The organism is Bailinhaonella thermotolerans (genome assembly GCF_003594875.1).
GTDB lineage: Bacteria > Actinomycetota > Actinomycetes > Streptosporangiales > Streptosporangiaceae > Bailinhaonella > Bailinhaonella thermotolerans.
The window spans coordinates 681,748-704,761 of the sequence record NZ_QZEY01000001.1 but is presented as its reverse complement, the minus strand read 5'-3'; the positions used below and the strand labels follow the sequence as shown (position 1 = coordinate 704,761).

The window sequence follows — 23,014 nt, the reverse complement described above, 5'->3', positions numbered from 1 at the left end:
AGTCGCCCGAGTCGCCCGAGTCGGCGGGGCCGCCGGGTGGTGGTCCAGAGACGGGCGGCGATCACGGTGAGGCCGGGCCGCCGCGGTGGTCACCAGGCCGCGGTCATGCGCGATCGGCCATGTCGCCGGCGGTGCCGAGCATCCCGCCTGAGCCGTTCCCGAAGCCGGCGGGCTCGGGCAGGGCGACGGGCCGGCCGAGGACGTACAGGTGGCAGCGGACGCTGCCGGGCAGGTCGCGGTCGGTGTCGAGGGTCGTGCTGTGGCGCATGCCGAAGGGCCTGAGGACGTGCTCGGCGAGGTGGGCCGCGAACGGCCGGCCGCCGACGACCTCGACGAGCCGCGCGGCGACCTGGAAGTTCGTGTGGGCTCAGCGTCCGAGGGCCAGCCTGATCCTCCGCCGCGTGACGTCCACGTGAACGATGTTCACGGTGAGCCGGTCCCCGGCCTCCACCGCCATCCCGGCCATCTCCGAGCCGGGCAGGAGGCCCTCAAACCCGTGCTCGATGTCCTCGACCCGGACGAACACGCCGAAGGGCGCCACCTTGGTGACGGGGCCGGTGATCGGCTGACCGACGCGCCGCCGCAGCTCGGGCAGCGGGTCCGGCTGGAGCGCCTTGATGGAGAGGGGGACCCTCCCGCGCTCGATGTCGACGTCGAGGATCTCGGCGGTGATCCGCCGGCCGACGGCGACGACGTCCGAGGGATGGCCGATGGGCCGCCACGACAGCTCGGGGATATTGATCATCGCCGTGAAGCCCCCGATGTCGACGAAGGTCACCCCGAAGGGAGCGATCTCGATCACCGTCCCCGTGACGACCCGCCCCCGCCGCAGCGACCGCAGGAATTCCAGCTCACGCCCGTCAAGCGCCCGCCCCGGCACGCCACCTCCTGCATATCGAGCCGCTGCCCCGGCCGTACCGAGCGGCCGGCCAAGTACATCACGACCACGCCGGCCATCCGAAGCGATGTTCGCCCTGACGCCAGTCCCACCAGCCTCGCACGGCACCCAGGGAACATGGTCGTGCGCGGAAGGCCGTCCGAGATTCGGTCACATCCGTCACCGCGGTCTGATCACCCGCCGGTGGTGGGGCTGGCCGGTTGTGGACATGGGTCTCCCTCGGGGGTGGTGGGGCGGGGACAATGGCGGGTCTCCGGCACCCTTCCGTGAGGAGATTCGCCATGGCGCTGACGACGTCGCCGCGCCGCGTCGCGCTCATCGCATCGGCCGCCGCCGCCGTGCTCGCCGTTACCGCCGCGCCGGCGGCCGCGCACTACACCTACGCCTATCAGGGGGACGACCTCGGCTCGATCTCGAGCAGCCATCTGCAGGCCACGGCCTGCGACCAGGAGAACGACAACCGCGCCGTCTACGTCCAGGTGATCACCAGCAGCGGGAGCCGCGACACGGTGTGGGACTACTACGGCGGCGGGTGCACCACGGGGAACCTGATCTCCCCCGCGGTGAACTTCCGGGTGTGCGAGCAGATCGCCAACGCCGCCGACGCCTGCACCTCCTGGCGCGACGCCTGACCACCTCCCAGGGCCCGGCCGGCCCGGAGGCGCCGCCACCCCGATGCCCGTCCCGGGCCGCCGTGACGCCCGCCGGCGGCCCGGGACGCGAAGACTCCCCGACGCAGGCGAAACGCAGCCGCCGCGCCGCCGTACGACGGGCGCGTCAAGGCCCCGCTGGGCGACGGGCCGGCCCCGGCGAGGCCCGCGGAGAGCCGCGCTCACCGGTCCGCTGGGGCAGGCGCCACCCCGGCCGCTCTCGCCTGGGATCTGAGCTGAGGCGTCCGGGCCGCCGCCCAGGCCCACGGCACAGCCATTACCTTCCATCCGCCGCCCTGCTCGGAGCGGATGCCTTCGAGGCCGAAGGGCCCGGTGGCCGGCGGGGGCCGGTCGTGTCCGTGGTGATCGCTGCGTTGTCGCTTCGCGTGATTAGGATCGGGGTATGAGCCCGGTGTTCGTGGTGTCCTTGCTGACCTTGCCGATGCTGGCTCTGCTGCTGATCCCGTTTCACGACGAGTCGGGTGCCGTGGACACGCGGAACAGGCTCGCCGGGATGCGCACCCGGCAGACGCTCGCCTCGCGGGAGGCGTGGGACGCCGCGCACGCCTGGCTGAGGCGGCCGCTGCGGCGCCTGGCCGGGGTGACGGCGGCCCTCCTCGCCGTATCCGTGGCCGGTGAGATGGCGTTCGACCTGCCCGGGGCCGTCGCGGCCGCGATCGCCGTGGGCCTGCCGGCGGTGCTGGTCGGCGGGCTCATGCTGATCGCCCGCCGCGCCGACCAGATCGCGGCCCGGGTCAACCGGCAGATGGCTCACGGCCGGTAGCGCCCGCCACGCCGTACCGGAGGACACGGCAGCACCTCGCCGATGAGGCCTGTCGTATGCCCTGGGCGTCGCACTCATCGTGAAGTAGCGGGGCGCGATGATCAAGGTTTGCGGGCCACTCTGGCGAGCCGGATGGCTTGTTCCAGATGGCGCATCGCGAGTAAGGCGGTTCGACGAGCGTCCCCAATATGCCCAGCGAAAGCTCGCGCTGCCTGATCATTGCCATTAGAAAAGCGCTGCAACCTTGTCCGGCGACGTGTTAACGCCATTGCCCTTGTTCGGGAACGCTGGGAAGTCGGCAGTCGAGAACTCGATAGTCCTACCCGCTGCGTATCTAGTCAAACGCGCTCTGAGGGTAACAAAACGGTGAACCGGTGGCATCGGGAGCCGCTGCTCAGCTGGGGTATAGAGATCGCAGACGGTGTGAGCCTCGCCGAAACGGCGACGGCTCCCTGCGGGAACAGGAAGCCGTCTATGCCGAACACGTCAACAAGGACGCGCTCATGCTTCTTAGATCCCCCAATCAGAGGAAGATCGAACGTCACAAGACCGTACTCGCACGCGATCTGAACCGGATTCTCCTGGTGGTGCTGGTCGCAATCGGTGCCGGCCTGGTCGTGATGCTCTGGCCTGACCTCGCAGTACCGCTGGGCGTGGCTTTGGCCGCCGCCGCCCTCTTCCGGGATCCTCCGCGGGCACGATGAGCGGAATCGCCTCGCTGCAGGTGGCCGCATCGGAAAGACGAAGAGTCGCGTGTGCGATCAGGGCGGTGATTCTTTCACGAGAAGGGGGCCGCATCGGCGCGGACGTTTGCCGGTGCGGCGGGGGTACGGCGCTAGCTAGGGTATTCCGCGCGAGAGATGTTTGAAGATCGATGGGTTGCTGTGGTGATCGTCGTCGCGGTATGGCCTGGCTGGGAGACAGCGCGTGCCATGGGGCCAGGTCAGTAGCTGGGATCTACTCGCGGTCGCGGACCTGGAAGCTGGTGGATGGGCCCTGGAGCAGACGGCCATCGAATTCGACGGCGTGTCGGCACAGCCCAGGCCCCATGGCACACCCGATGGAGCGCTGCCAATCGAGTGCACCGAAGCGCCGGCGGCACAGAAGCTGTTCCCTCGGTGGCCCGTCCGGGCTGAGGGCCGGTGAATGTCGGAGGGGTTCGGCAGGATGGAAGGCATGGTCTCTTATCAGCTCGTCATCGACTGCGCGGAACCCGAGCGGATGGCCCGGTTCTGGGCGGGCGCGCTGCGGTACACCGTGGAGCCGCCACCGGGTGGATTCGGCACGTGGCGGGACTACTGGCGCGGCATCGGGGTGCCGGAGGACGAACTGGGCGAGGGGGACGGCAGCGACAGCATCGTCGATCCCGAGGGGCACGGGCCGAGGATCTGGTTTCAGCGGGTGCCCGAGGGCAAGGTGGTCAAGAACCGGTTCCACCTGGATGTGAAGGTGGGCGGCAGGCGGGAGGACGTGCCGCTGGAGACCCGCAGAGCGCGGGTGGACGCCGAGGTGGAGCGGCTCGTCCAGGCGGGGGCGTCCGTCGTGCGGGTGCTGTCGCGGCCCGGGGTCGATCACTACGCGGTGGCGATGGTGGACCCCGAGGGGAACGAGTTCGATGTGGTCTAGCCAGCGCCGCGTTCCGCGCGTCGTCACGGCTGTTCCGGGTCTCCGCGTCCCCTGACGGGCGCGAGTCGGGTGGCCCGGGTCCCCGGTGATCAGAAGATCCTGGTGAGGACGCCGGACTCGACGACGATGAGACCGCCGATGATGATGAACACGGCCGGCACGAGCCACTGGCCGTACCGCTCCACGGTGGCGATGATCTTGGCGTGCGAGCCGAGCCATGAGCCTGCCAGGCACCACAGGGCCACGCCGATGGCGAACACGCCGATCGTCACCAGGGTCGAGGCGGTGCCGATCGTGCGGAACACGGGGGTGTAGACCGAGATGTTGTCGGCGCCGTTCGCGATGGTCACGCCGGCGACCGACACCAGCCCGGACGCGACGACGGAGGAGGCGTCCTCACCGTGGGTGCGAGCACGGATGGCCGCCACCAGGCCCTTGACGCCGAGGGCGAAGGGGATCACGCCGAGCAGCCCGACCCACTCGTCGGGCACGATCGTCAGCCCGAGTGAGGCGATCACCGACACGAGCACCAGGGCCGCGATGCCGGCGTACTGGCCGCCCCAGATCTGCCATGGCCGCGGCCTGCCCGTGGCGCGCGCGGACAGGAACAGCACCGTCAGCACGATGATGTCGTCGACGTTGGTCCCGGCGAACACGCCCGCGGCCGTCGCGATGGTCCCCCAGATCCCGTCCACGACGCGAACCTACCGGAGCGATTCGCCGGAATTCGCACGCAGAGAGCACCCCTGTGGGGGGGCGGGCTCGAAGGTCTCGCCCTCGCCCCCGGGAGTGTGATGATCACCTGAGTGTGAACGCCCGTGATCGCCCGGCGGTACGCCGTGGGCGGGGTTCGCCGGCGCGTCCCGGCCGAAGCGGGCGCGTGGTGGTCAGGGCTTGCGGGCCACTCCGGCGGCGAAGGTGTTGTGCAGGACCGGGGGGAGGCCGGGTTCGTCGCCGGTGGGGCGCCACTCGTTGAGGAGGGTGAGGCCGGGGTCCAGGAGTTCGAAGTCGCCGAAGTACTCCAGGATCTCCTCGCGCGTGCGCCAGCGGCCGCTGCCGAGGGTCGAGTCGAAGTACCGCTCGGCTCCCCGGCAGACCTCGGAGATCTCCGGCATCGCCGGGCCCGGGTCGAAGAAGTGGGAGACGGCCAGGAAGCTGCCCGGCGGCAGGGGCTCGCGCAGCCGCGCGGCGATGTCGGCGGGCCTGTCGGCGTCGGGCACGTGGTGCAGGATCGCGAACAGCAGCAGGCCGACGGGCCGCTCGAAGTCGATGAACTCCCTGACCTTCTCGTGCCCCAGGATGGCGTCGGGGTCCCGCACGTCGGCCTGGACGAACGCGGTGGTCTTGCTGTTCTCCAGCAGCGCCCGCCCGTGGGTGAGCACCACCGGGTCGTGGTCCACGTAGACCACCCGGGCGTCGGGATCGACCGCCTGGGCGACCTCGTGCACGTTGCCCGCGGTCGGCAGCCCGGAGCCGATGTCGAGGAACTGGCCGACTCCCGACCCGGCGAGGGTGCGTACGGCACGGCGCAGGAAGGCGCGGTTGGCCTGGGCGCCCTTGGCCGCGTCGGGGTTCCAGCGCAGGCTCTCCTCGACGACCGCCCGGTCGGCGGCGTAGTTGTCCTTGCCGCCGAGAAACGCGTCGTACACGCGGGCGACGTTCGGCTTGCTGATGTCGATGCCGGCCACCGGCGGGAACTCTTCCGCAGCCATCCAATTCTCCGGGGGAAGTCGGAGGGATTCTTACCGCGATCATAGGACCGCGGTCAGATCCGCGGCGCACCCGGGTGGATCACCCGATAAAGCGAGTTCTCGAATTAGTGCATATGGGAGATATAAGGTGCACAGGGCCCCGCCTTGGCATGATTCGCCGCCGCCGGAATGTCAGGTCATGACCGTATGGTTGCCCGTCATGACATCGATTTCGGAAGTCTCGTTCGATCTCCACGTGCACTACCGCCAGGCGTGGCGGGAGACGCGATCTGCGCTATCGACCTCTGGGACGCGAACGAGTCGTACCCGCCGCGCCTGAGACTCCCCGAACCCGACCACCCCTGGTCCGCGCGGCTCCTCGCCAAGACGGCCCCGTTCGATGGACTGGAGGGCTGGACCGGCCTCCTCGAGCTGTACATCGTGCGGCTGTGGGATGGCCGGGCCGAGGCCGTGCCCCCGGACGACCGTCTGGGCTGACGGCCCTCAAGGGGGCCGTCGCTCCCCGGTGGAACCGGCACGGGCCGCGTCACGGGTCTGTGGGGGACGGCGTGACGCGGCGGGGTGCGCGGGTGCGTTCGTCAGGCGGCGTCGAGGGCTTCGGTGATCTTGCGGGCCATCTCGGTCATGGCCGGGCTGGGCCCGCCCTGGTCGGATCGGGCGGCCGCTTCGACGGCGACGAGGACGGTGCGGCGGAAGTTGTCGGCCTCGGCCGGGGCCTGCTCCTTGAGCAGGCCCATGGCCGCGGTCAGGGCCGGGAGCACCTGGTCGGCGAGTTCGGCCACGGTCTTGCCGTACTTGACGCCCTTGGGCGCCCTGGCGAGCACGTGCCCGACCAGGCCGGTCGCCGAGGTCAGGGCGAGGGAGCTCTCGGTGCCGGCCTTGTGCGCCGAGCCGGCGGCGCCCGCGGCGGACATCAGCGAGACCGCGCCCCAGGCGGCGAGGCGCAGGGTGAGGGCGTCCTGGTCGGTGAGGTTGATGGTCATGGCGGTGTGATCCTTCGCGTCAGTGCCGGGAGTCGGTGGGCTGCGGCCCGGGTCAGTCCTCGAGGGCCTGGTAGAGGGTGGTCCAGAAGTCGTGGATGAGGTGCGTGGAGTCGGGGGTGGAGGCGCCGACCTGGGTGAGGAGGATGCCGGTGAGGCCGTTGACGGGGTCGCCGTAGGTGGCGGTGCCGCTGCCGCCGTCCCAGCCGAACTGGCCGATGGGGGCGTAGTCGCCGCGGTAGGTGCGCACGGCCATGCCGTAGCCCCAGCCGCCCTGCTGGCCCTGGCCGTGGGAGATGTGGACGTTGTTGACCGCCATCTCGTGACGGACGGCCTGCTGCTCGGGGGTGAGCCGGTTGGTGGTCATGAGCTCGACGGCCGGCCGGGACAGGATGCGCGTGCCGTTGTGGACGCCGCCGTTGAGGAGCATCCGGAAGTAGGCGTTGTAGTCGTCGGCGGTGGAGACCAGCCCGCCGCCGCCGCCCTGGAAGGCCGGGGGAGTGCTCCAGCGGCCGCCCTCGGCCTCGTCCCACACGTGGAACTCGCCGGTCCGCGGGTCCGGGGCGTACAGGGTGGGCAGCCGGTCGATCTTGTCGGCGGGGACGTGGAAGCCGGTGTCCTTCATGCCGAGCGGTTCGAAGACGCGCTCGCGCAGGAACTCCTCGAAGGTCTGGCCGGTCACGCGGGCGACCAGGACGCTGAGGACGTCGTGGCTGATCTGGTACTGCCAGCGCTCGCCCGGCTGGTACATCAGCGGCAGCTCGCCCAGGCGGCGCATCCACTCGTCCGGCTCGGGCATGGGCTCGGGCAGGTTGGGCGTGAGGCCCTTGGCGAAGACGGCGTCCATGATCGGGGTGCCGAGCGAGGTCATGTCCATGCCGAGCCCGAAGGTGGAGGACAGCAGGTCCCGCACCGTGATCGGCCGCCGCGCCGGGACGGTGTCCTCAAGCGGGGCGTCGATGCGCGTGAGGACCCGCCGGTCGGCCAGCTCCGGCAGCCACGGGTCCACCGGGTCGTCCAGCCGCAGCCGGCACTCGTCCACCAGCACCATCGCCGCCGCCATCGCCACCGGCTTGGAGGTGGAGGCCATCCGGAAGATGGTGTCCCGGCGCATCGGCGCGCCGCCGCCGTGCCGCATCGTCCCCAGCGCCTCGACGTGCGTCTCCTCACCCCGGCTCACCAGCGAGACGACCCCGGGGATCCGCCCCGAGTCCACGTGCCGCTCCAGCACCTCGCGCACCCTGCGCAGCCCGGCCGCCGAGAAACCGCCGTTGACGTGTCCCATCACCAATTCTCCTTACCTGAAGATCTCGCGAAGCCCGCCCCCGGCCCTTGCGGGTGAGCGGGGGCGGCCCGGTCCCGCGATCGCCGGACCGTTCATGACCTCTACGATCGCGGGCCGCCCTGATAGCGGGCCGTCGTCGCCCTGACACGGCCGCTGACACGATCCCGCCCAGGTGAGGCCGTCCGTCGGCGGCCCCACCCGGGCGGGCGGTTCGTGCGCTTCGAGGATCAAGCACGCCGACCGCCCCGAACAACGACGAATCCCGCAAGGTCGTCTTCATTGGGAGGAAACAGAGCAGCTCAGAGCCCTGAGTGACTCATCCGCGCCCCAGCCCGGGCCGCCACGGCCCGGCCGCCATCCTCGGCCAGGCCCCGCACCCCGTACGACTGCGTGTCCGCATGCCCGTACGACGAGGTGTCCGCATGCCCGTACGACGAGCTGAACGCACGGCCGTACGACGGCGTGAACGCACGCCCGTACGACAACGTGAACGCACGCCTGTGCGACGGCGTGTCCGTACGGCCGTGCGGACACGTGACGCCGGTACGACGGCGTGGACGTCGGAGCCGTCCCCGGCGCCGCGACGGCGGGCGGGGACGGGTCGCTCACAGGAGTCGTCTTTGGAGGGCGTCGGCCAGGACGGCGTTGACGATCTTGGTTACCTCTTCGGGGGGCGGTGGGGTGGACTCGCGGGGGGCGAAGAGGAGGTGGGCGGCTCCGATGAGGGAGAGGGACAGGGCCTCGGCGTCGGTGTCGGCGGCGACGCGGCCCAGCTCGCACTCCTCGGTGAGGTAGGCGGCGATCATGGCGGCGGCGTCGGCCAGGAGCGGGATGCCGGGGGCCGGGCGGGATTCGCGCAGGCGGGCGCGCAGCTCGTCGCGGAAGATGACCAGGCCGACGACCGACACGGCGATCGGGTCGAACAGGTCGGTGAGGGCCCTGGTGAGGTTGGCGGCGACGTCGCCGGTCCCGGCGGCGGCGCGGAGGGCGGCGGACTGGGCCTCCAGGCGGGCGACGCGGTCGCGCACGAGCTCGGCGAGGAAAGCGTCGAAGTCCGCGAAGTGCTTGTGCAGCACTCCCTTGGCGACGCCCGCCTCCGCCGTGACCGCCCGGCTGGTCAGGCCGGTCGCCCCGGCGCGCAGCAGGACGCGTTCGGCGGCGTCGAACAACTGCTGCCTCGCGTCCCGGATGGCCACTCCCGTCGGCATCGCCCGCTCCTCCTTCTCCCCATGCCCCGCCCGTCCTTCGCTCAGCGCGAACCGAGCCGCCGGCCGTTGGTCGAGTGGGCGCGTGCCCACTATGGTGGGCGCATGCCCACTCTATCGCGGCGGCAGCCCGGGCCTTCTCGCGGCGAGCCCCACAAGGCCAGGGGGATGGCGGAGTCCTTCGGGGCCGACGCCGAACGCTACGACCGGGCCCGGCCCGAGTACCCCGAGGATCTCGTACGGCGGATCATCGCGGCCGCCCCCGGGACCGACATCCTCGACGTCGGCTGCGGCACCGGCATAGAGGCCCGCCAGTTCCTGGCCGCCGGATGCCGGGTGCTGGGCGTCGAGCCGGACGCCCGGATGGCCGAGTTCGCCCGCCGTACCGGCGTCGAGGTCGAGGTGGCGACGTTCGAGGACTGGGACGACGGGGGCCGTGCCTTCGACGCGGTCGTCGCCGGGCAGTCCTGGCACTGGGTGGACCCGGTCGCGGGCGGGGCCAAGGCGGCACGGGTGCTGCGTCCCGGCGGCGTGCTGTCGGTGTTCGCGCACGCGTACGACCCGCCGCCCGGCGTCGCGGACGCGTTCACCGCCGCCCTGCGTGAGGAGGCGCCCGCGTCGCCGGTCAACGCCGGGCCGCCGAGGCCGGCCCGCGAGGTGTACCAGGCGATGTTCGACATGTTCGCCGACGGGATCCGGAAGACGGCCGGGTTCGGCGAGCCGGAGGAGTGGCGGTTCGACTGGGAGCGGCACTACAGCCGCGACGAATGGCTCGACCTGCTGCCCACCACCGGCGCGCTCACCCAGCTTCCGCCGGACGCGCTGGCCAGGGTGCTGGACTCCGTCGGCGCCGCCGTCGACGCGCTGGGGGGCGGCTTCACCATGGCGTACACCACGATCGCCGTCACCGCGACCCGCAACCCCTGACCCGCCCCGGCCGAGCCGGCCGTACCTGGAGCGCGGCCGGCTCACGCGCGGGCGGGGCGCCGGCGGTCACGGCTTGGCCGGCATGGCGTCCACCACCTTCGTCAGCGCCATGCGGCCGGGCTGTGCGCGGGCGAGGACGCGCAGGCCGTAGTAGGTCGTCAGGACCTGGTGGGTCAAGGTGGCGGCGTCCTGATCGCGGGTGATCTCCCCGCCGGCCCGCCCTTCCGCGAGCGCGGCGTGGACGGCCCGCTCGACGCGTGCCGGGCCGGCGTGGAGGCCGCCGTGCGGAGATCGCCGGCGGGCGAGGGGTCAGGGGAGGATGAGGACCTTGCCGGGGGCGTGGCCGGACTCGACGTCGCGGTGCGCGTCGGCCGCCGCGGTGAGGGGGTGGCGGGCGGCGATGGGGTGGGTGAGGACGCCGTCCTCCAGCAGGCGGGTGACGTGCTCGGTGGCGGCGCGCAGAGCGGGGGCCGGCATGACGAACACCAAAGTGGTCCGGATCGTCACACCTCGCCGCATCAGCCGGTAGAACGGCAGCGCCGGCTCCGGCACGGCGTCGGAGGCGTACGTGGCGATGGTGCCGCCGGTGGCGATCACTTCCGAGGTGAACGGCAGGTTGGCGCCGAAGGCCACGTCCACCACCCGGTCCACGCCCCCGGGCACGAGGTCGAGCACGGCCCCGGCGGCCCCGGGCGCGCGGTTGTCGATCACGTGACGGGCGCCGGCGGCCAGGGCCGAGGCGCGCTGCTCCGGCGTGCGGGCCGTGGCGATCACGGTGGCGCCGTCGTGGGCGGCGAGCTGGACGGCGTAGTGGCCGACGGCTCCGGCGGCCCCGGTGACCAGCACCGTCCGCCCGGCCACCGGGCCGTCGGCGAACACGCAGCGGTGGGCCGTCAGGGCCGGCACGCCGAGGCAGGCCCCGGCCTCGAAGGACGTGTTCGCGGGCAGCTCGACGGCCTGGGCGGCGGGCACCACCACGTACTCGGCGGACGTCCCGAACGGGCGGCCGTGGTTGGCGGAGTGCACCCATACCCGCCGGCCGATCCACGAGGCGGGGACGCGGGGGCCGACGCGGTCGATGACGCCGGCGCCGTCGTCGCCGGGAATCACGCGCGGGTCGCGCATCACCCGGTCGCCCGCCCCCTGGCGCCGCTTGACGTCGGCCGGGTTGACGCCGGCGGCCCGTACGCGGACGCGCACCTCGCCCGCGGCGGGCTCGGGATCGGGCAGTTCCCCCACGGTGAGCACGTCGGCGGCGGGGCCGGTGCGGTCGTACCAGACGGCCTTCATGACGCGCGCGGGAGGAAGTCGTCGAGGGCGGCGGCGACCAGGTCGGGGCGTTCCAGCGTCATCATGTGCGGGGTGCCGGGCAGCTCCTGGTAAGTGGCTCCGGGGATGCGCGCGGCCAGCGCCTTCATGATCTCCGGCGTGCAGGAGGCGTCGAGCTCGCCGGCCAGCACCAGCGTGGGCGGCTCGAAGCCGGCCAGCCGTCCCTGCACGTCCACGCCCTTGAACGCGCGCCAGGCCGCGGCCCAGTCGGCCGGATCGGCGCGCAGCACCAGCTCCCGCGCGTAGCGCACGCCGGGGCCGTTGACGGCGAGCGCGGCGGGGGTGAACCACCGGGTGAGCGACGGCACGATCTGCGCCGCCATGCCCTCTTCCTCGGCGGACCTGGCCCGCCCCTCGAACGCCTCGAAGGCGTGATCGGTGGTGCCCAGCAGGGCCAGCGAGGCGAAGCGTTCCGGCCTGGCGACGGCGGCGGTCTGCGCGATGCCGCCGCCGTAGGACAGGCCGACGACGTGCGCCTGCTCCAGGCCGAGCGCGTCGAGGACGCCGAACAGGTCGGCGGCGGCGTCCTGCATGGTGAACGAGGTCGGCGCCCCGGCGGCCGAGCCGTGCCCGCGCAGGTCGTAGGCGTACACCCGCCTGGTTTCCGCCAGGCGTTCCATGACGGGCTCCCACATGCGCCAGCCGAGGCCGAGCGCGTGCAGCAGCACGACGGGCGGCCCCGACTCGCCGCGGCGGGCGACGACGGTCTCGTGGTCGGCGAGCCGTACCCGCTGGAGGTCGGCGGGCGGGGGCGTTCCGGCCGCGGCCAGCACCTCGTCGATCACACGCAGCGCGTTGAGCGCCCGCGGCATGCCGACGTAGAGGGACAGGTGCTCGGCGAGGGCGCGCAGCTCGGCGGGGGTGACGTCGTTGCGCAGCGCGGCGGCGGTGTGGACGGCGAGCTGCGGCTCCGCGCCGCCGAGCGCCGCCAGCGTCGTGACCGTGGCCAGCTCTCTCGCGGTACGGCTCAGCTCGGTGCGGGCGATCGGCCCGCCGAAGCCATCGAGGATGGCGTCGAACAGCTCCGGCGACTTCCTGCGCAGTCCGGCCAGGGCCTCCTCGGGGGCCGATCCCATCATGGCCGTGTACTCGCGGCGGCCTCGTTCCTGGCGGTCCATGGTGTGGTCTCCTTCTCTTCCTTCCGCTGAGATCCACGATGCCGCCGTACCGGGTGATAAGTCCAAGACATGATCAGACTTATGGTGATATCGCGAAGTTATCATCGGCCATGAAGCGGATGAAGGCGGCCAGCGCCGGAGTGGGACGGCGGCCGGACGGCCACGCGAGCGTCGGACGCCAGACCGGCTCGGGGTCCAGGCTCGCCACGCTGACCGGCGGGCCCGGTGCGACGGCGACCGAGCGCGGCATGATCGCGGCGGCCAGGCCGACCGACGCGAGCGTCCGGGCCGTGGCGTACTCCCTGCTCTCGAACCGGGCGTGCGCGCTGACCCCCGTCTCGGCGAGCGCCGCCTGGATGATCTCGCCCACCGCCGACCCCGGGGCGTAGACGACCAGGTCGGCGCCGTCGAGCTCGGCCAGCCGCACCTGCTCCCGCCCGGCGAACGGCCCCTCCGCGGCGCTGACCAGCACCAGCGGCTCGTCCCCCAGGGAGCGCGAGGCCAGCCGCCGGTCACCGGGCGGGGGCGGCGCCGCCAGCGTGGCCACGTCGAGCCGGCCGGCGTGCAGCGCGGCGGACATCTCCTCGGTGTTCAGCTCGCGCAACTCCACCTCGACCGCCGGGTACGTACGGCAGAACACGGCCAGCGTCTCGGCCAGCCGCCCCATCAGCCCGCGCGCGGCACCCAGGCGGATCCGGCCGCGCACCCCGGCGGCCCAGCCCAGCATCTCGTCCTCGACGGCCACGAGGTCGGCGAGGATGCGGTCGGCGTGCTCCAGCAGCGCGGCCCCCGCCGGGGTGAGCGCCACCCGGTGGTTGTTGCGCTCGAACAGGGTCAGGCCGAGCTGCCGTTCGAGCTTGCGGATCTGCTGGGAGAGCGCCGGCTGCGCGATGCGCAACGCCTCGGCCGCGCGGGTGAAGTGCAGTTCCCTGGCGACCGCCTGGAAGTACTCCAGCTGGCGCGAACTGATCATAGGGTGATTATCCGGCCGTACCGGCTGATGGCCGCGTCCGAAACGTGCCGGAGCCTCCTCCTGCGGCGCTGCTCGGCAGGGGACCCACGCCCACCACCACCCGCCGGAAGGCTCGCGGTCACCTCGCTCATACTGTCCATCTCCGCCATCGTCACATGCGGCGGACCGCTCGATCCTGGGTCGCCGCAGCAGGCGAGAGAACCGGCCCGGCTCATCGGACCCTCCGTTCCAGGCGCCACAGGAAGAGCGACAGGGCGAAGGAGATGGCGATGAGGAGGAGGATCGTGGACACCATGCCGGCGTAGTCGCCGCTGGAGTACGCGCTCAGGACGATGCGGCCGAGGCCCCGCTCGGTGGCGAAGAACTCGGACAGGACGACGCCGACCAGGGAGAGGCTGACGGCCAGGCGGACGCCCGTGAGCAGTGGGCCGCGGATGGCGGGCAGCAGGATGCGGGTGAGCGTCTGCCACCGGGTGGCGCGCAGGGAGCGGGCGAGGCGCCAGTACACATCGGGGATCTCGCGTACGCCGGCGGCCGTGTTGATCAGCACGGGGAACAGGCCGAACAGCAGCCCCATGACGATCTTGGAACCGTAGCCGAGATGGAAGACGGGCAGCAGCACCGGGTACAGCACGATCTTCGGTATGCCGTTCAGCATCGTGATGATCGGCGAGAACACCACGCGGGCCCGGCGGGACAGCCCGAGGCCGAGCCCGGCCGGCCCGCCGATCAGCATGGCCAGCACGAACGCGGCCAGCGCGGCCAGCAGGGTCTCCCGCAGCCCGGCCAGGAACCGCGGGTCGCCCAGGTCGCGGCCGAGCGCGAGGAAGGTGTCCAGCGGCTCGGGGATGACGAAGCTGAGGTGCGAGGCGATCTCCCAGGCGATGACCGCGATGACCGCGACGGCCACGGACCCGGCGGTGACGCGGCAGCCGTCCCGAGTGGGCGGGGCGGTGGCGGGGCTCACGTGTCCCTCCCGCGCGGCAGCAGCCGCTCGGCGATCTCCAGCACCGCGGTGAGCAGCACGGACACCGCGACGATGACGAGGATGTAGGCGTACATGCCGACGGCGTCGAACGACTCGTACAGGTACCGGACCTGGTAGCCGAGGCCGGCCTGCGCGGTGGTGAACTCCATGGCGACGGTGCCGATCAGCGCGTACGCGACGCCGAGCCGCAGTCCGGCGACCACGTACGGCGCGGCGGCCGGGAGCGCGACGCGGAACAGCGTCTGCGATCGAGAGCAGCCGATGGACGCGGCCAGTCTCAGGTACACCGGCGGGATGGCGCGCAGCCCGGTCCAGGTGTTCAGCGTCATCGGGATGGCCGTCATGATCGACGCGAGCACGACCACCGACCACTGGTTGATGCCGATCAGCACGATGGCGATCGGATAGAACAGGACCAGCGGCACGGCGTAGAACGACACCAGGTACGGCTCGAACACCCGCCCCGCGCCGGGCGCCTTCCAGAACGCCACGCCGAGCCCGAGCCCGGCGACGACCCCGAACACGCAGGACAGCAGCAGCTCGGCGCCGGTACGCAGCGCGTCCTGCCAGAACCGCGGCGAGCCCGCGATCCGCGCGGCGGCGGGCAGGAGGTCCGACGGTGCGGGCAGCACGTCCGGCGCCCACCACGCGGCCGCCGCGCCCACCTCGGCGACGACGCCGGCCAGCACCATGAGCACCACCGCGGCCGGCGCGCCGGCCAGCCCGGACCACGGCCGGCGGGGCGCGCGCGACACGGACGGGCGCCGTGCCCCTGGGGTGTCGGGTGCCCGCACGTTCATGCCGGGAACCGGTTCTCCTGGGCGAAACCGCGCATGGCCTCGGTGCGGAGCCTCTCCCAGATACGGTTATGCAACGCGTTGAACCGGGGCGTGGACACGACGGAGGCGTCGCGGTCGGCGGGGAGGTCCACGTCGACGACGTCGAGGATCGTACCGGGCCGGTACGACATCACCCACACCTGCTGAGACAGCAGGATCGCCTCGGAGATGTCGTGCGTGACGAACAGGACGGTCTGGTGGGTCTCGCCCCAGATCCGCCGCACCTCGGCCCCGAGCAGCAGCCGGGTCTGCTGGTCCAGCGCGGCGAACGGCTCGTCCATGAGCAGCACGGACGGGCGCATCGCGAGCGTACGGGCCAGCGCCACCCGCTGCCGCATGCCGCCGGACAGCTCGGCCGGGTATCGCCGCTCGAACCCGCCGAGCCCGACCAGGTCGATGGCCTCCTGCGCCCTTTGAGCGATGCGGCGGCGCGCGGCGGCACGTCCGGGCCGGTGGCCGGGTCCCAGGCGGGGCCGCCCGGCGCGCGGGACCCGGGCGATCTGCAGCGGGAACCGTACGTTGTCGGTGACGTTCTTCCACGGCAGCACGGAATCCTCCTGGAACATCACGCCGACGTCCCTGTCCGGGCCGGTCACCGTACGGCCGTTGATCCGCACCGACCCGGACGTGGCCGCGCGCAGCCCGGCGATGACCGACAGCAGCGTGGACTTGCCGCAGCCGCTGGGCCCGACAACCGAGACGAACCCACCCGCGGGGATCTCCTGCGTGATCCCGTCCACCGCGACCACCGGGCCGTCACGGCCGGACGACCTGAACTCCACGCGGACGTCGTCCAGGACCACGCCGGTGCCCGGGGAGCTCACAGCTTCGCCCGGTCGCCGGCGGGCAGGTAGCTCTGGTCCAGCAGGGTGCCCCAGTCGATCGGCTTCGTGATCTGCCCGGCGGCCACCATCAGGTCCGACAGGTTCTTCAGCGCGGCCGGGTCGACCTTCAGCGAGTACGCCTTGTCCAGGTCCGGCGTGTCCTCCAGCGCCTTCTTCATGATCTCCGGGGTGACCTTGAGCAGCGGCGCGATGTCCGCGGCGGCCTTGCCGGGGTCGTCCCGTACGTAGCCGAACATCTTGTCCACGACCGTGAAGAATCCGGTGAGGTTGGCCCTGTTGCGCTCCGCGTAGTCGGAGTTGACCGCGACCAGGTCGGCCGGGAAGTCGCCGATCTCGTCCCGCGCGGTGACCACCGTCTTCGCGCCGTCGCTGTCCTGCTTCTCGGTGATGAACGGGTGCATGGCCCAGCCCGCGTCGATGCGCCCGGACTTCACGGCCGCCCAGTTGTCGCCCTCCGCGCCGACGCCGAGGGACGAGATGCCGGGCATCTTCCTCTGCAGCGCCTTGACGATCAGCTCGGTGGTGGAACCGGCCGAGGAGAACCCCAGCGTGGCGCGCTGCTTGGCCACGGTCTTGGTGCCGATCCAGGAGAAGTCGTTCACCTGGAACCACGGCGCCACGACCTTGATCCGCGATCCGGCGCGCTGCCCTGCCAGCACCACCGACGTGTTGCCCGTGATGGCCATGTCCGCGTCACCGGTCGCGACGACGCGCAGCGTGCTGCCGCCCCCGCTGCCGGAGTAGATCGACACCTCCAGGCCCTGCTGCTCGAACCAGCCCTTGTCGATCGCGACCTGCAGGATCGCCATGAACGGCAGACTGTCCGCGCCGGTGGCGGCGATACGCAGCTTCTTCGTCGGCTCCGCGCCCGGCGCGCCGGCGCCACACCCGGCCGTCGCACCGAGCATCCCGGCCAGGGACAGCCACGACAGGCACAGGGCAAGCCGGGACCGGTAGAGCCTGATCACAGTTACCTCCTGAGGATGGGCGGCAGCGGAGTCGGCCGACGGGGCCGAGGGCGAGGAGCGGCGCTAGGGGCGCAGGCGGGCGGTCAGGTAGGCGAGGATCTCGTCCCTTGCCTTCAGGGTGGGGTGGCCGTCCTCGTCGACCAGGTGGGCGGTGGTGACGCTGTGGGGGGTCCCGACGACGTCACGGAAGAACGGGGGCGGGTCGGTGTTGGCGGCGCCGCCCGGTAAGACGCGGCCGTCGAAGGCGTCGCCGAGCAGCGCCCGGTAGGCGGCGAAGCGCCGGCCGGTGCACCAGCGGTCGTTGTCGAACCGGTAGGCGAGGACCGTGAGCCCGTCGCGCTCGACGCGGTCCTGGACGGCGCGGGCGTCCTCGTCGCTGAGCTCAAGCCCCGCGGGGTCGTCCAGGGGCAGCGACGGGTGGTTGACCACCGGCGCGATGACGGCCGGCTCAAGCGTCATGGTCAGGGCGAAGTTGCCGGTGAAGCACAGGCCGATCGCGCCCACTCCCGGGCCGCCGCACTCATCGTGCGCCTGCCGCGCGAGGCCGCGCAGCCACGCGGTGACGGGGCTGGTGCCGCCCCCGGCGAACGCGCGGAACTCGGCGCTGACGCACGCGCGGCGGACGACCTTCTCTCCGTCCTCGGCCGTGGGGTAGGCCCCGTCCACGCCGAACAGCGAGGGGACGTACACGGTGAACCCCGCGTCCCGCACCCACCGCGCCAGCCGGAGGACGTCCGGGCTGATGCCGGGCATCTCTGGCATCAGAACGACACCAGGTCCGGCCCCCGAGACGTACACCGTCTTCACCACCCCGTCAACGTCCACCCGCCGGCGGGAGAAGTCGGTGATCGCGTCGTCAAGACGCTCGTTGGCTGCGTTCATGGGGACAAGCCTGGACTGCCGCTCCCTTGCACCGGGATAGGCCGGATCGCCATTTATAGGGGTAATCTCGCCATGGACGAGGAGGCGGACATGAGCGCGTTGCGGGTCGGGGTGCTGGCCTATCCGGAATGCTTCGCGTCCGAGGTGTTCGGTGTCCCCGATCTCCTGACGATGGCCGCGCACATCGCCGGCCCGGACCGCGACGGCTACGAGGTGTCGATCGTCTCGCCCCGCCGTCGCGTCGCCGCATCCGGTGGCGCTGTGCTGGCCGTTTCTCCGCTGCGCGACGTCGATGTCCTGGTCGTGCCCGGCTTCGAACTCGCGCCCGGGCTTGATGTGGACGCGAAACTGGCGTCGCTGGCCCCCGAGATCGCGGCGATCCGCTCCCACGCCGCCACGGGCGAGGCCGTCGTCGCGATCTGCGTCGGGGCTTTCCTGCTGGCCGAGGCGGGCCTGCTCGAGGGGCGGCGGGCGACGACGGCGTGGCTCTTCGCGGACGAACTGGCACGGCGCTGCCCGGACGCCGACGTCCGGCCCGAACATCTGGTCGTCACCGACACGGGAGTGACCACGACCGCCGCCTTCAGCGCCATGTACGACTTCGCGCTGCAGCTCATCCGCCGCCACAGCGGCGCCGGCGTGGCGCGGAGGACCGCGCGGGTGGCGCTCGTCGACGACGCGCGATCGTCCCAGGCCCCCTACGTCGACGCCGAGCTTCTCCCACAGCCGGGGAACGAGTTCTCCCGCAGGGTCATGCGGTGGCTCGACCAGAACCTCGCCGCCCGATACGACCTCGCCGCACTGTCGGAGACCTTCAACGTCAGCACCCGGACGCTGCTGCGCCGCTTCGCGCAGGAGACCGGACAGAGCCCGCTGGAGTACCTGCAGACCGCCCGCGTCCGCCGCGCCCGCCACCTCCTGGAGACCACGGACGGCACCGTCGCCGCCATCGCCGCCACGGTCGGCTACCGGGACTCCGGCACCTTCGCGGCCCTCTTCACCCGGCACACCGGGCGACGCCCGCGCGACTACCGCACCGCCTTCCGCCGCCTTCCGCCGCCGGGCAGGCTGACAGGCGAAGCGAGGGCGACCCCTTGAGCAGCCGCGGCGTGGCTCGCCGGCATCCTGTGGGGTGCGACAAGTGACCGTCCTCGGCAGTTGTGGCGCGTTTCCCGAGCCGGGCCGCGCCTGCAGCGGGTTCGCGGTGGACCGGAACGGTCACCGGCTGCTGCTCGACCTGGGCTACGCCACGCTGCCGCGGCTGCTCGCACACCGGCCGGACGGCGCGGTGGACGCCGTCGTCATCACACACGACCACCCCGGCCACCGCGTCGACCTGCACGGACTGTTCCGGATGCGCTTCTACGGCGACCAGGCCCACGGCTGCCGTTGTACTGCCCGCCGGCCGGACTCGGGCGCGACGCCGACCTTATTCATCGTCGAGGCCACGGACCGTGACGGCGAGGCCGGCCGCCCCGCCCGCAACCTGCCGGCCGCCCCACCCGAAGCGCGGCCGGCTCACGCTCGTCCGGACGGGACGCCGCTGATCGAGGCGTCCCGTCCGGTGGGCCTGCGCGGGTCCTGCCAGGCCGTACGGCGTGCCCGCCAGACCGTACGGCGTGTCCGCCCGGCTCAGAACCCGTTGAGATGGGCGATCATGTGCTGTGCGCGCAGCGCGCGGGCGAAGGCCACCAGGTCCGGCGCGGTCACCTCGGCCCGGAACCCGGCCGCCCGCAACTGCTCGGGCACCGGGCCGAGCCAGGTCGCCCGGTAGCCGTCACCGTCGTGGTGGTGCCGCCACCCCGGGCACACCGACCTGAGCCGCCGCAGGACGTGCGGCGCGAAGCCCTCGGCGAGCAGCTTGGCCACCTGCTCGGCCTGCCCGGCCGGATGGAGGTGCCCGTGGTAGCGGAACGCGTCGGCGGTGGCGGTCACCTCCTGGTCGCCGAGCCGCAGCCGTACGGCGTCGCCGTCGAGCCGGACCGCGTCGGCCGGGACGTACAGGCCGCGCATCGCCAGGTGCTCGCGCAGGGCGTCCATGTGGGCCGCCGCCCGGCCGTTCACGGAGTCCTCCCCGGATGCACCCCGGGCCCGGCGATCAACCACAGCCGCGCACTACTGGCCCGCCGTTCCTGCCCGGCGACCAGCCCGCCCAGCTCGGCCAGGCTCCCGGCGGCCAACTGCCCCGCGAGCTCGTCGCCCTCCTGCTGCCGGGGAAGAGGGAACCGCCGCTCGGCGACCCACGTCTTGTCGGCGCGCCGGGTGATCTCCCAGCCCGGGTACAGCGCCGCCATGGCGTCGAGCCGCCGCAGATCCTCGGGCGCGATGGCGAGCTCCGGGTCATTCCACCAGCGGGTCACGACGCGTTCCTGACGCGCGGCTTCGTTCGCCGGTCTCTGGCCGCGAGGGCCTGCCGCCGCTCCTGCTCACGCAGCCTCTCGGCGAGCGTCGTGAGATCGTCGGCGTCCACCGTACGGTCACAGCACTCGGCCATCTCGTACCGAGTGAGTCCGCGTCTGAGCGACGCCCAGAACCGGCCCGCGTCACTGCGGAAGATCATCCAGTTGGGGTGCTGGTCGGCGAGTTCAGCGAGCGAGGAAGAGTCCATCTCTGCTCCGGATGCGAGTTCGAGGCGTGCACGGGCTCGGCAGTACTCCTCGCGTCGGCGTCCCCTCACGACCACCGGTCGGTCGTATCGCCGAGCCCTCATGTGAAATCCATGAGATCCCTGCACACCTAGGGCGCACGAGAGGACACTGGAGGACACAAGAGGACACTGATCCAGACCGGCGGAGAGGTGCGCGCAATGACCGCCGATCGTAAGCCCCGGCCTGCCTGGGCTGTCCGCCTCCAGGCGGAGCGACGCAAGCGGCTGTGGTCGCAGAAGCACGTTGCCGCGCGTATTCGCGACGCGGCCGACCCTGGGTTGCGCGCGACGCTGCCGGAGATCGAGAGCCTGGTACGGGCCATCCGCCGGTACGAGGCCGGGACGCATCGCCCCGACGATCCGTACCCGGCCCTGCTCAGCCGGGTGTTCGGCATCGACGAGGTCGAGCTGTTCGCCGACGCACCCCAGCCGGCGACGCCGGTGCAGCCTCCCCCGGACCTCATGGAGCAGGTGGCCTCCGTCACGGGGCGCCGAGTCGGCGACGGCATCGTCACGGACCTGTCCGCCCGTGTGCACGGGCTGCGCCTGGCGGACGACGTCCTGGCGGGTGGCGACCTCGTCGAGCCCGCGTTCCGCGAGCTGGCCACGGCCCGGCGGATCTACAGGGGCTCGGTCCACACCGAGCGGGTCGGCCGCCGGATCCTCGGCATCGTCGGAGAGTGCGCCCAGATCGCCGGATGGATCGCCAGCGACGCGGGACAGCCGGGCCGCGCCGAACAGACCTACCGGCTGGGCATCGAAGCCGCCCGCGAGGCCGGCGACCGGGTCCTGGAAGGGAATCTCCTCGGGTCGCTCGCCTACCAGGTGTCGAACTTGGGAGATCCCCGCGATGGCGTGAGACTCGCCCGCGCGGCCCTGGAGGCGACAGGACCGGACGCCCCGCCGCGAGCGCGTGCCCTGTCCTGGGACCGGGTCGCCTGGGCCAACGCACGCGCGGGGGAGGCCCAGGCGACGATGCGCGCCCTCGGCGAGGCGAGCGACGCCCTGGCCGGCGGCGCCCGTGACGATGACCCGGGGTACCTGTACTGGGTCACCGCGGGGGAACTCCAGGTCATGGAGGCGCGCGCCTACACCGAGCTCCGGCGCCCTCTGCGCGCTATCCCGATCCTGGTGGATGTGCTGAGCCGGTACGAGGCCACCCACGCCCGTGAACTCGCCCTGTACCTGTCCTGGCTCGCGGTCGCCCTGATAGACGCCAACGAGCCGGAGGAGGCGGCGGCGGTCGCCGCCCGCATGCTGGAACTCTCGGCTGACGTGGCGAGCGATCGCACCTCCCGGCGAGCGAGTGTCGTCCTCGGCCGCCTGGAGCCGTTCCGCGACGTCCCGCAGGTCCGCGACGTACTCGCGAGTCACGCCTGACGTGCGTCAAGTCCTGCGCATCCACTCGGCGCGCCGGACGGCCGGGGTACGGCTCGCTGGCCGTACCCCGGCCACGGACCCGGGCGGAGAGGGGATACGGCTAAACGCGCGGGCGGCGGGCGTGGTTATGCACGCCCTCTTGCGAAGATTGTCAGCGGCGGCCGACAGGATTGCCCGATGGACGTGTCGCCTGTGCTGCCCGACGTCGATGCCCTGTTCGTGGTGCGTACCGACTACTCCGACGAGGAACGTTGGGGGGCTGTCCGCGCGTTGCTCGCCGACATGGAGGACGACCGCTGGATGCCGGAGCGGCCGGTCAGGATGAGGTTCGTCGAGAACCCCGCCTATCACGGCCTGCCCGCGCGGCAGATCCTCGCCCTGCTCCCGGACGGCTACGTGGATCCGCTCCTCATCATCGCCGACAAGGTCACCCTTGATTCGCCTGAGACGCCGTTCCTGGTCATCGAGCGGGACTCCGGTATCGGGCTGCGCGTCATCCCCTCCGAGCTCGACCACCTTCATGTCAACATCTATATCGGCAACGTGGACCTCGGCGGTTACATCGAGACTAGCGACGCGGACGGCCTCTTCCGCGGACTCGGCGAATGACGGCTCCCCTGCGGCAAGACCTCGGCAGGGCCCGCCGGTATCTGGGGGCCCTGCCCGGCCTTTCAGTCTTCGCCGTTGTAGGCGCGTAGCTCACGGCGCGCCTGGTGGCGGCTGCGGCGGCGCTCCCCGCGCCGGATCCGCGCCCACTCCCGGCCACCGCCGAGGCTGCCGCAGTCGAACAGGTAGTGGTCCGTGGCGCCCCAGTGACAGCCGCTCCGTCCGCGGCGGTTCATGGACGCGCTGTCGGCGGTGATCGCCTCCGGCAGCGTGCACGGCCCGAACCGGTGGTCATGCACGGGCCGGCAGTTCACCATCGGCGCTTCGGCCATGCCCACCCACCAGGGCCGGGTCTTGTCGGTCTTGCTCATA

The 23,014-nt window shown here is 72.2% G+C and carries 27 protein-coding genes and 1 pseudogene; 9 read left to right on the top strand and 19 right to left on the bottom strand.

Features of this window, described 5'->3' with window-relative positions; all coding sequences use genetic code 11:
* Window positions 1–103 precede the first annotated feature (103 nt).
* Window positions 104–349: pseudogene (locus D5H75_RS03500) on the bottom strand (serine hydrolase); the annotation flags it as partial.
* An 18-nt stretch (window positions 350–367) separates the two neighbouring features.
* Entirely contained in the window at window positions 368–880 is a 513-nt protein-coding gene (locus D5H75_RS03495) for a S1 RNA-binding domain-containing protein (protein WP_202637779.1), read from the bottom strand.
* 299 nt (window positions 881–1,179) lie between these two features.
* Between D5H75_RS03495 and D5H75_RS03490 the strand changes: the two genes are divergently transcribed.
* The 4 genes from D5H75_RS03490 (at window position 1,180) to D5H75_RS03480 (ending at window position 3,958) form a co-directional block, all read left to right on the top strand.
* The gene (locus D5H75_RS03490; RefSeq protein WP_119924823.1) at window positions 1,180–1,530 is read left to right on the top strand and encodes a hypothetical protein; all 351 of its coding nucleotides are present in this window, start codon (window positions 1,180–1,182) and stop codon (window positions 1,528–1,530) included.
* A 421-nt stretch (window positions 1,531–1,951) separates the two neighbouring features.
* Entirely contained in the window at window positions 1,952–2,332 is a 381-nt protein-coding gene (locus D5H75_RS03485; protein WP_119924822.1) for an SdpI family protein, read from the top strand.
* A gap of 503 nt (window positions 2,333–2,835) precedes the next feature.
* Window positions 2,836–3,036 carry a hypothetical protein gene (locus tag D5H75_RS40790; RefSeq protein WP_147425051.1) on the top strand — a complete coding sequence of 67 codons (201 nt, stop codon included), beginning with the start codon at window positions 2,836–2,838 and terminating at the stop codon, window positions 3,034–3,036.
* Window positions 3,037–3,508: 472 nt separating this feature from the next.
* Window positions 3,509–3,958, top strand: a complete 450-nt coding sequence (locus D5H75_RS03480) for a VOC family protein (RefSeq protein ID WP_242453952.1) — start codon at window positions 3,509–3,511, stop codon at window positions 3,956–3,958.
* An 89-nt stretch (window positions 3,959–4,047) separates the two neighbouring features.
* On the opposite strand, the gene D5H75_RS03475 is transcribed toward D5H75_RS03480, so the two are convergent.
* Both D5H75_RS03475 and D5H75_RS03470 read right to left on the bottom strand, forming a co-directional pair.
* On the bottom strand, window positions 4,048–4,653 hold the full coding sequence (locus D5H75_RS03475; RefSeq protein ID WP_242453951.1) for a cadmium resistance transporter: 606 nt from the start codon (window positions 4,651–4,653) through the stop codon (window positions 4,048–4,050).
* 192 nt (window positions 4,654–4,845) lie between these two features.
* Window positions 4,846–5,670: an SAM-dependent methyltransferase gene (locus tag D5H75_RS03470; protein WP_119924821.1), complete on the bottom strand. Its 825-nt coding sequence runs from the start codon at window positions 5,668–5,670 to the stop codon at window positions 4,846–4,848.
* A gap of 252 nt (window positions 5,671–5,922) precedes the next feature.
* Here D5H75_RS03470 and D5H75_RS03465 point away from each other — a divergent pair, with 252 nt between their 5' ends.
* A complete protein-coding gene (locus tag D5H75_RS03465; protein WP_119924820.1) occupies window positions 5,923–6,147 on the top strand; it encodes a hypothetical protein in 225 nt (74 codons plus the stop codon).
* Window positions 6,148–6,248: 101 nt separating this feature from the next.
* Here D5H75_RS03465 and D5H75_RS03460 read toward each other — a convergent pair whose 3' ends face one another.
* The 3 genes from D5H75_RS03460 to D5H75_RS03450 form a co-directional block, all read right to left on the bottom strand.
* Entirely contained in the window at window positions 6,249–6,653 is a 405-nt protein-coding gene (locus tag D5H75_RS03460; protein ID WP_119924819.1) for a hypothetical protein, read from the bottom strand.
* A 52-nt stretch (window positions 6,654–6,705) separates the two neighbouring features.
* The gene (locus D5H75_RS03455) at window positions 6,706–7,935 is read right to left on the bottom strand and encodes a serine hydrolase domain-containing protein (RefSeq protein WP_119924818.1); all 1,230 of its coding nucleotides are present in this window, start codon (window positions 7,933–7,935) and stop codon (window positions 6,706–6,708) included.
* A 605-nt stretch (window positions 7,936–8,540) separates the two neighbouring features.
* Window positions 8,541–9,143, bottom strand: a complete 603-nt coding sequence (locus D5H75_RS03450; protein WP_119924817.1) for a TetR/AcrR family transcriptional regulator — start codon at window positions 9,141–9,143, stop codon at window positions 8,541–8,543.
* 102 nt (window positions 9,144–9,245) lie between these two features.
* Between D5H75_RS03450 and D5H75_RS03445 the strand changes: the two genes are divergently transcribed.
* Window positions 9,246–10,067 (top strand): class I SAM-dependent methyltransferase, encoded by an 822-nt coding sequence (locus D5H75_RS03445; RefSeq protein WP_119924816.1) that lies wholly within the window; start codon window positions 9,246–9,248, stop codon window positions 10,065–10,067.
* Window positions 10,068–10,376: 309 nt separating this feature from the next.
* On the opposite strand, the gene D5H75_RS03440 is transcribed toward D5H75_RS03445, so the two are convergent.
* The 8 genes from D5H75_RS03440 to D5H75_RS03405 all read right to left on the bottom strand — a co-directional run bounded on the left by D5H75_RS03440 (window position 10,377) and on the right by D5H75_RS03405 (window position 18,009).
* The gene (locus D5H75_RS03440) at window positions 10,377–11,357 is read right to left on the bottom strand and encodes an NADPH:quinone reductase (RefSeq protein WP_119924815.1); all 981 of its coding nucleotides are present in this window, start codon (window positions 11,355–11,357) and stop codon (window positions 10,377–10,379) included.
* Window positions 11,354–12,514 (bottom strand): alpha/beta hydrolase, encoded by a 1,161-nt coding sequence (locus D5H75_RS03435; RefSeq protein WP_202637778.1) that lies wholly within the window; start codon window positions 12,512–12,514, stop codon window positions 11,354–11,356. Before D5H75_RS03435 ends, D5H75_RS03440 begins: the two co-directional genes overlap by 4 nt.
* Window positions 12,515–12,593: 79 nt before the next feature.
* On the bottom strand, window positions 12,594–13,487 hold the full coding sequence (locus tag D5H75_RS03430) for a LysR family transcriptional regulator (RefSeq protein ID WP_119924813.1): 894 nt from the start codon (window positions 13,485–13,487) through the stop codon (window positions 12,594–12,596).
* A 211-nt stretch (window positions 13,488–13,698) separates the two neighbouring features.
* Window positions 13,699–14,454, bottom strand: coding sequence for an ABC transporter permease (locus D5H75_RS03425; RefSeq protein ID WP_119924812.1), 756 nt, complete (start codon window positions 14,452–14,454; stop codon window positions 13,699–13,701).
* On the bottom strand, window positions 14,451–15,275 hold the full coding sequence (locus D5H75_RS03420) for an ABC transporter permease (RefSeq protein ID WP_119924811.1): 825 nt from the start codon (window positions 15,273–15,275) through the stop codon (window positions 14,451–14,453). The genes D5H75_RS03425 and D5H75_RS03420 overlap by 4 nt, the downstream gene beginning before the upstream one ends.
* Window positions 15,272–16,138, bottom strand: a complete 867-nt coding sequence (locus D5H75_RS03415) for an ABC transporter ATP-binding protein (RefSeq protein WP_202637777.1) — start codon at window positions 16,136–16,138, stop codon at window positions 15,272–15,274. The genes D5H75_RS03420 and D5H75_RS03415 overlap by 4 nt, the downstream gene beginning before the upstream one ends.
* Window positions 16,135–17,127 carry an ABC transporter substrate-binding protein gene (locus tag D5H75_RS03410; RefSeq protein ID WP_202637776.1) on the bottom strand — a complete coding sequence of 331 codons (993 nt, stop codon included), beginning with the start codon at window positions 17,125–17,127 and terminating at the stop codon, window positions 16,135–16,137. The genes D5H75_RS03415 and D5H75_RS03410 overlap by 4 nt, the downstream gene beginning before the upstream one ends.
* Window positions 17,128–17,190: 63 nt before the next feature.
* The gene (locus D5H75_RS03405) at window positions 17,191–18,009 is read right to left on the bottom strand and encodes a dienelactone hydrolase family protein (RefSeq protein WP_119924810.1); all 819 of its coding nucleotides are present in this window, start codon (window positions 18,007–18,009) and stop codon (window positions 17,191–17,193) included.
* A gap of 90 nt (window positions 18,010–18,099) precedes the next feature.
* On the opposite strand from D5H75_RS03405, the gene D5H75_RS03400 reads away from it, so the two are divergent.
* Window positions 18,100–19,107, top strand: a complete 1,008-nt coding sequence (locus tag D5H75_RS03400; RefSeq protein WP_119925195.1) for a GlxA family transcriptional regulator — start codon at window positions 18,100–18,102, stop codon at window positions 19,105–19,107.
* Window positions 19,108–19,641: 534 nt separating this feature from the next.
* On the opposite strand, the gene D5H75_RS41230 is transcribed toward D5H75_RS03400, so the two are convergent.
* From D5H75_RS41230 to D5H75_RS03380, 3 genes are read right to left on the bottom strand one after another with little or no spacing between them, the layout of a single operon-like run.
* Window positions 19,642–20,073, bottom strand: coding sequence for a hypothetical protein (locus D5H75_RS41230; RefSeq protein ID WP_202637775.1), 432 nt, complete (start codon window positions 20,071–20,073; stop codon window positions 19,642–19,644).
* Window positions 20,070–20,369, bottom strand: coding sequence for a hypothetical protein (locus D5H75_RS03385; protein ID WP_119924809.1), 300 nt, complete (start codon window positions 20,367–20,369; stop codon window positions 20,070–20,072). The genes D5H75_RS41230 and D5H75_RS03385 overlap by 4 nt, the downstream gene beginning before the upstream one ends.
* Window positions 20,366–20,617 carry a hypothetical protein gene (locus tag D5H75_RS03380; protein ID WP_119924808.1) on the bottom strand — a complete coding sequence of 84 codons (252 nt, stop codon included), beginning with the start codon at window positions 20,615–20,617 and terminating at the stop codon, window positions 20,366–20,368. The genes D5H75_RS03385 and D5H75_RS03380 overlap by 4 nt, the downstream gene beginning before the upstream one ends.
* Window positions 20,618–20,815: 198 nt before the next feature.
* On the opposite strand from D5H75_RS03380, the gene D5H75_RS03375 reads away from it, so the two are divergent.
* On the top strand, window positions 20,816–22,036 hold the full coding sequence (locus D5H75_RS03375; protein WP_119924807.1) for an NsdA family TPR-like regulatory protein: 1,221 nt from the start codon (window positions 20,816–20,818) through the stop codon (window positions 22,034–22,036).
* 177 nt (window positions 22,037–22,213) lie between these two features.
* A complete protein-coding gene (locus D5H75_RS03370; protein WP_119924806.1) occupies window positions 22,214–22,645 on the top strand; it encodes a DUF6924 domain-containing protein in 432 nt (143 codons plus the stop codon).
* Window positions 22,646–22,707: 62 nt separating this feature from the next.
* On the opposite strand, the gene D5H75_RS03365 is transcribed toward D5H75_RS03370, so the two are convergent.
* Window positions 22,708–23,013, bottom strand: coding sequence for a hypothetical protein (locus tag D5H75_RS03365; RefSeq protein ID WP_119924805.1), 306 nt, complete (start codon window positions 23,011–23,013; stop codon window positions 22,708–22,710).
* Window position 23,014 lies beyond the last annotated feature (1 nt).

Coding starts and splice junctions, on each gene's coding strand:
- D5H75_RS03455 (WP_119924818.1), bottom strand. CDS start 7,935: ATGGGACACGTCAACGGCGGTTTCTCGGCGGCCGGGCTGCGCAGGGTG.
- D5H75_RS03365 (WP_119924805.1), bottom strand. CDS start 23,013: ATGAGCAAGACCGACAAGACCCGGCCCTGGTGGGTGGGCATGGCCGAA.
- D5H75_RS03450 (WP_119924817.1), bottom strand. CDS start 9,143: ATGCCGACGGGAGTGGCCATCCGGGACGCGAGGCAGCAGTTGTTCGAC.
- D5H75_RS03400 (WP_119925195.1), top strand. CDS start 18,100: ATGAGCGCGTTGCGGGTCGGGGTGCTGGCCTATCCGGAATGCTTCGCG.
- D5H75_RS03485 (WP_119924822.1), top strand. CDS start 1,952: ATGAGCCCGGTGTTCGTGGTGTCCTTGCTGACCTTGCCGATGCTGGCT.
- D5H75_RS03430 (WP_119924813.1), bottom strand. CDS start 13,487: ATGATCAGTTCGCGCCAGCTGGAGTACTTCCAGGCGGTCGCCAGGGAA.
- D5H75_RS03440 (WP_119924815.1), bottom strand. CDS start 11,357: ATGAAGGCCGTCTGGTACGACCGCACCGGCCCCGCCGCCGACGTGCTC.
- D5H75_RS03445 (WP_119924816.1), top strand. CDS start 9,246: ATGCCCACTCTATCGCGGCGGCAGCCCGGGCCTTCTCGCGGCGAGCCC.
- D5H75_RS03470 (WP_119924821.1), bottom strand. CDS start 5,670: ATGGCTGCGGAAGAGTTCCCGCCGGTGGCCGGCATCGACATCAGCAAG.
- D5H75_RS03420 (WP_119924811.1), bottom strand. CDS start 15,275: ATGAACGTGCGGGCACCCGACACCCCAGGGGCACGGCGCCCGTCCGTG.
- D5H75_RS03380 (WP_119924808.1), bottom strand. CDS start 20,617: ATGGACTCTTCCTCGCTCGCTGAACTCGCCGACCAGCACCCCAACTGG.
- D5H75_RS03490 (WP_119924823.1), top strand. CDS start 1,180: ATGGCGCTGACGACGTCGCCGCGCCGCGTCGCGCTCATCGCATCGGCC.
- D5H75_RS03375 (WP_119924807.1), top strand. CDS start 20,816: ATGACCGCCGATCGTAAGCCCCGGCCTGCCTGGGCTGTCCGCCTCCAG.
- D5H75_RS03480 (WP_242453952.1), top strand. CDS start 3,509: ATGGTCTCTTATCAGCTCGTCATCGACTGCGCGGAACCCGAGCGGATG.
- D5H75_RS40790 (WP_147425051.1), top strand. CDS start 2,836: ATGCTTCTTAGATCCCCCAATCAGAGGAAGATCGAACGTCACAAGACC.
- D5H75_RS03460 (WP_119924819.1), bottom strand. CDS start 6,653: ATGACCATCAACCTCACCGACCAGGACGCCCTCACCCTGCGCCTCGCC.
- D5H75_RS03435 (WP_202637778.1), bottom strand. CDS start 12,514: ATGGACCGCCAGGAACGAGGCCGCCGCGAGTACACGGCCATGATGGGA.
- D5H75_RS03370 (WP_119924806.1), top strand. CDS start 22,214: ATGGACGTGTCGCCTGTGCTGCCCGACGTCGATGCCCTGTTCGTGGTG.
- D5H75_RS03405 (WP_119924810.1), bottom strand. CDS start 18,009: ATGAACGCAGCCAACGAGCGTCTTGACGACGCGATCACCGACTTCTCC.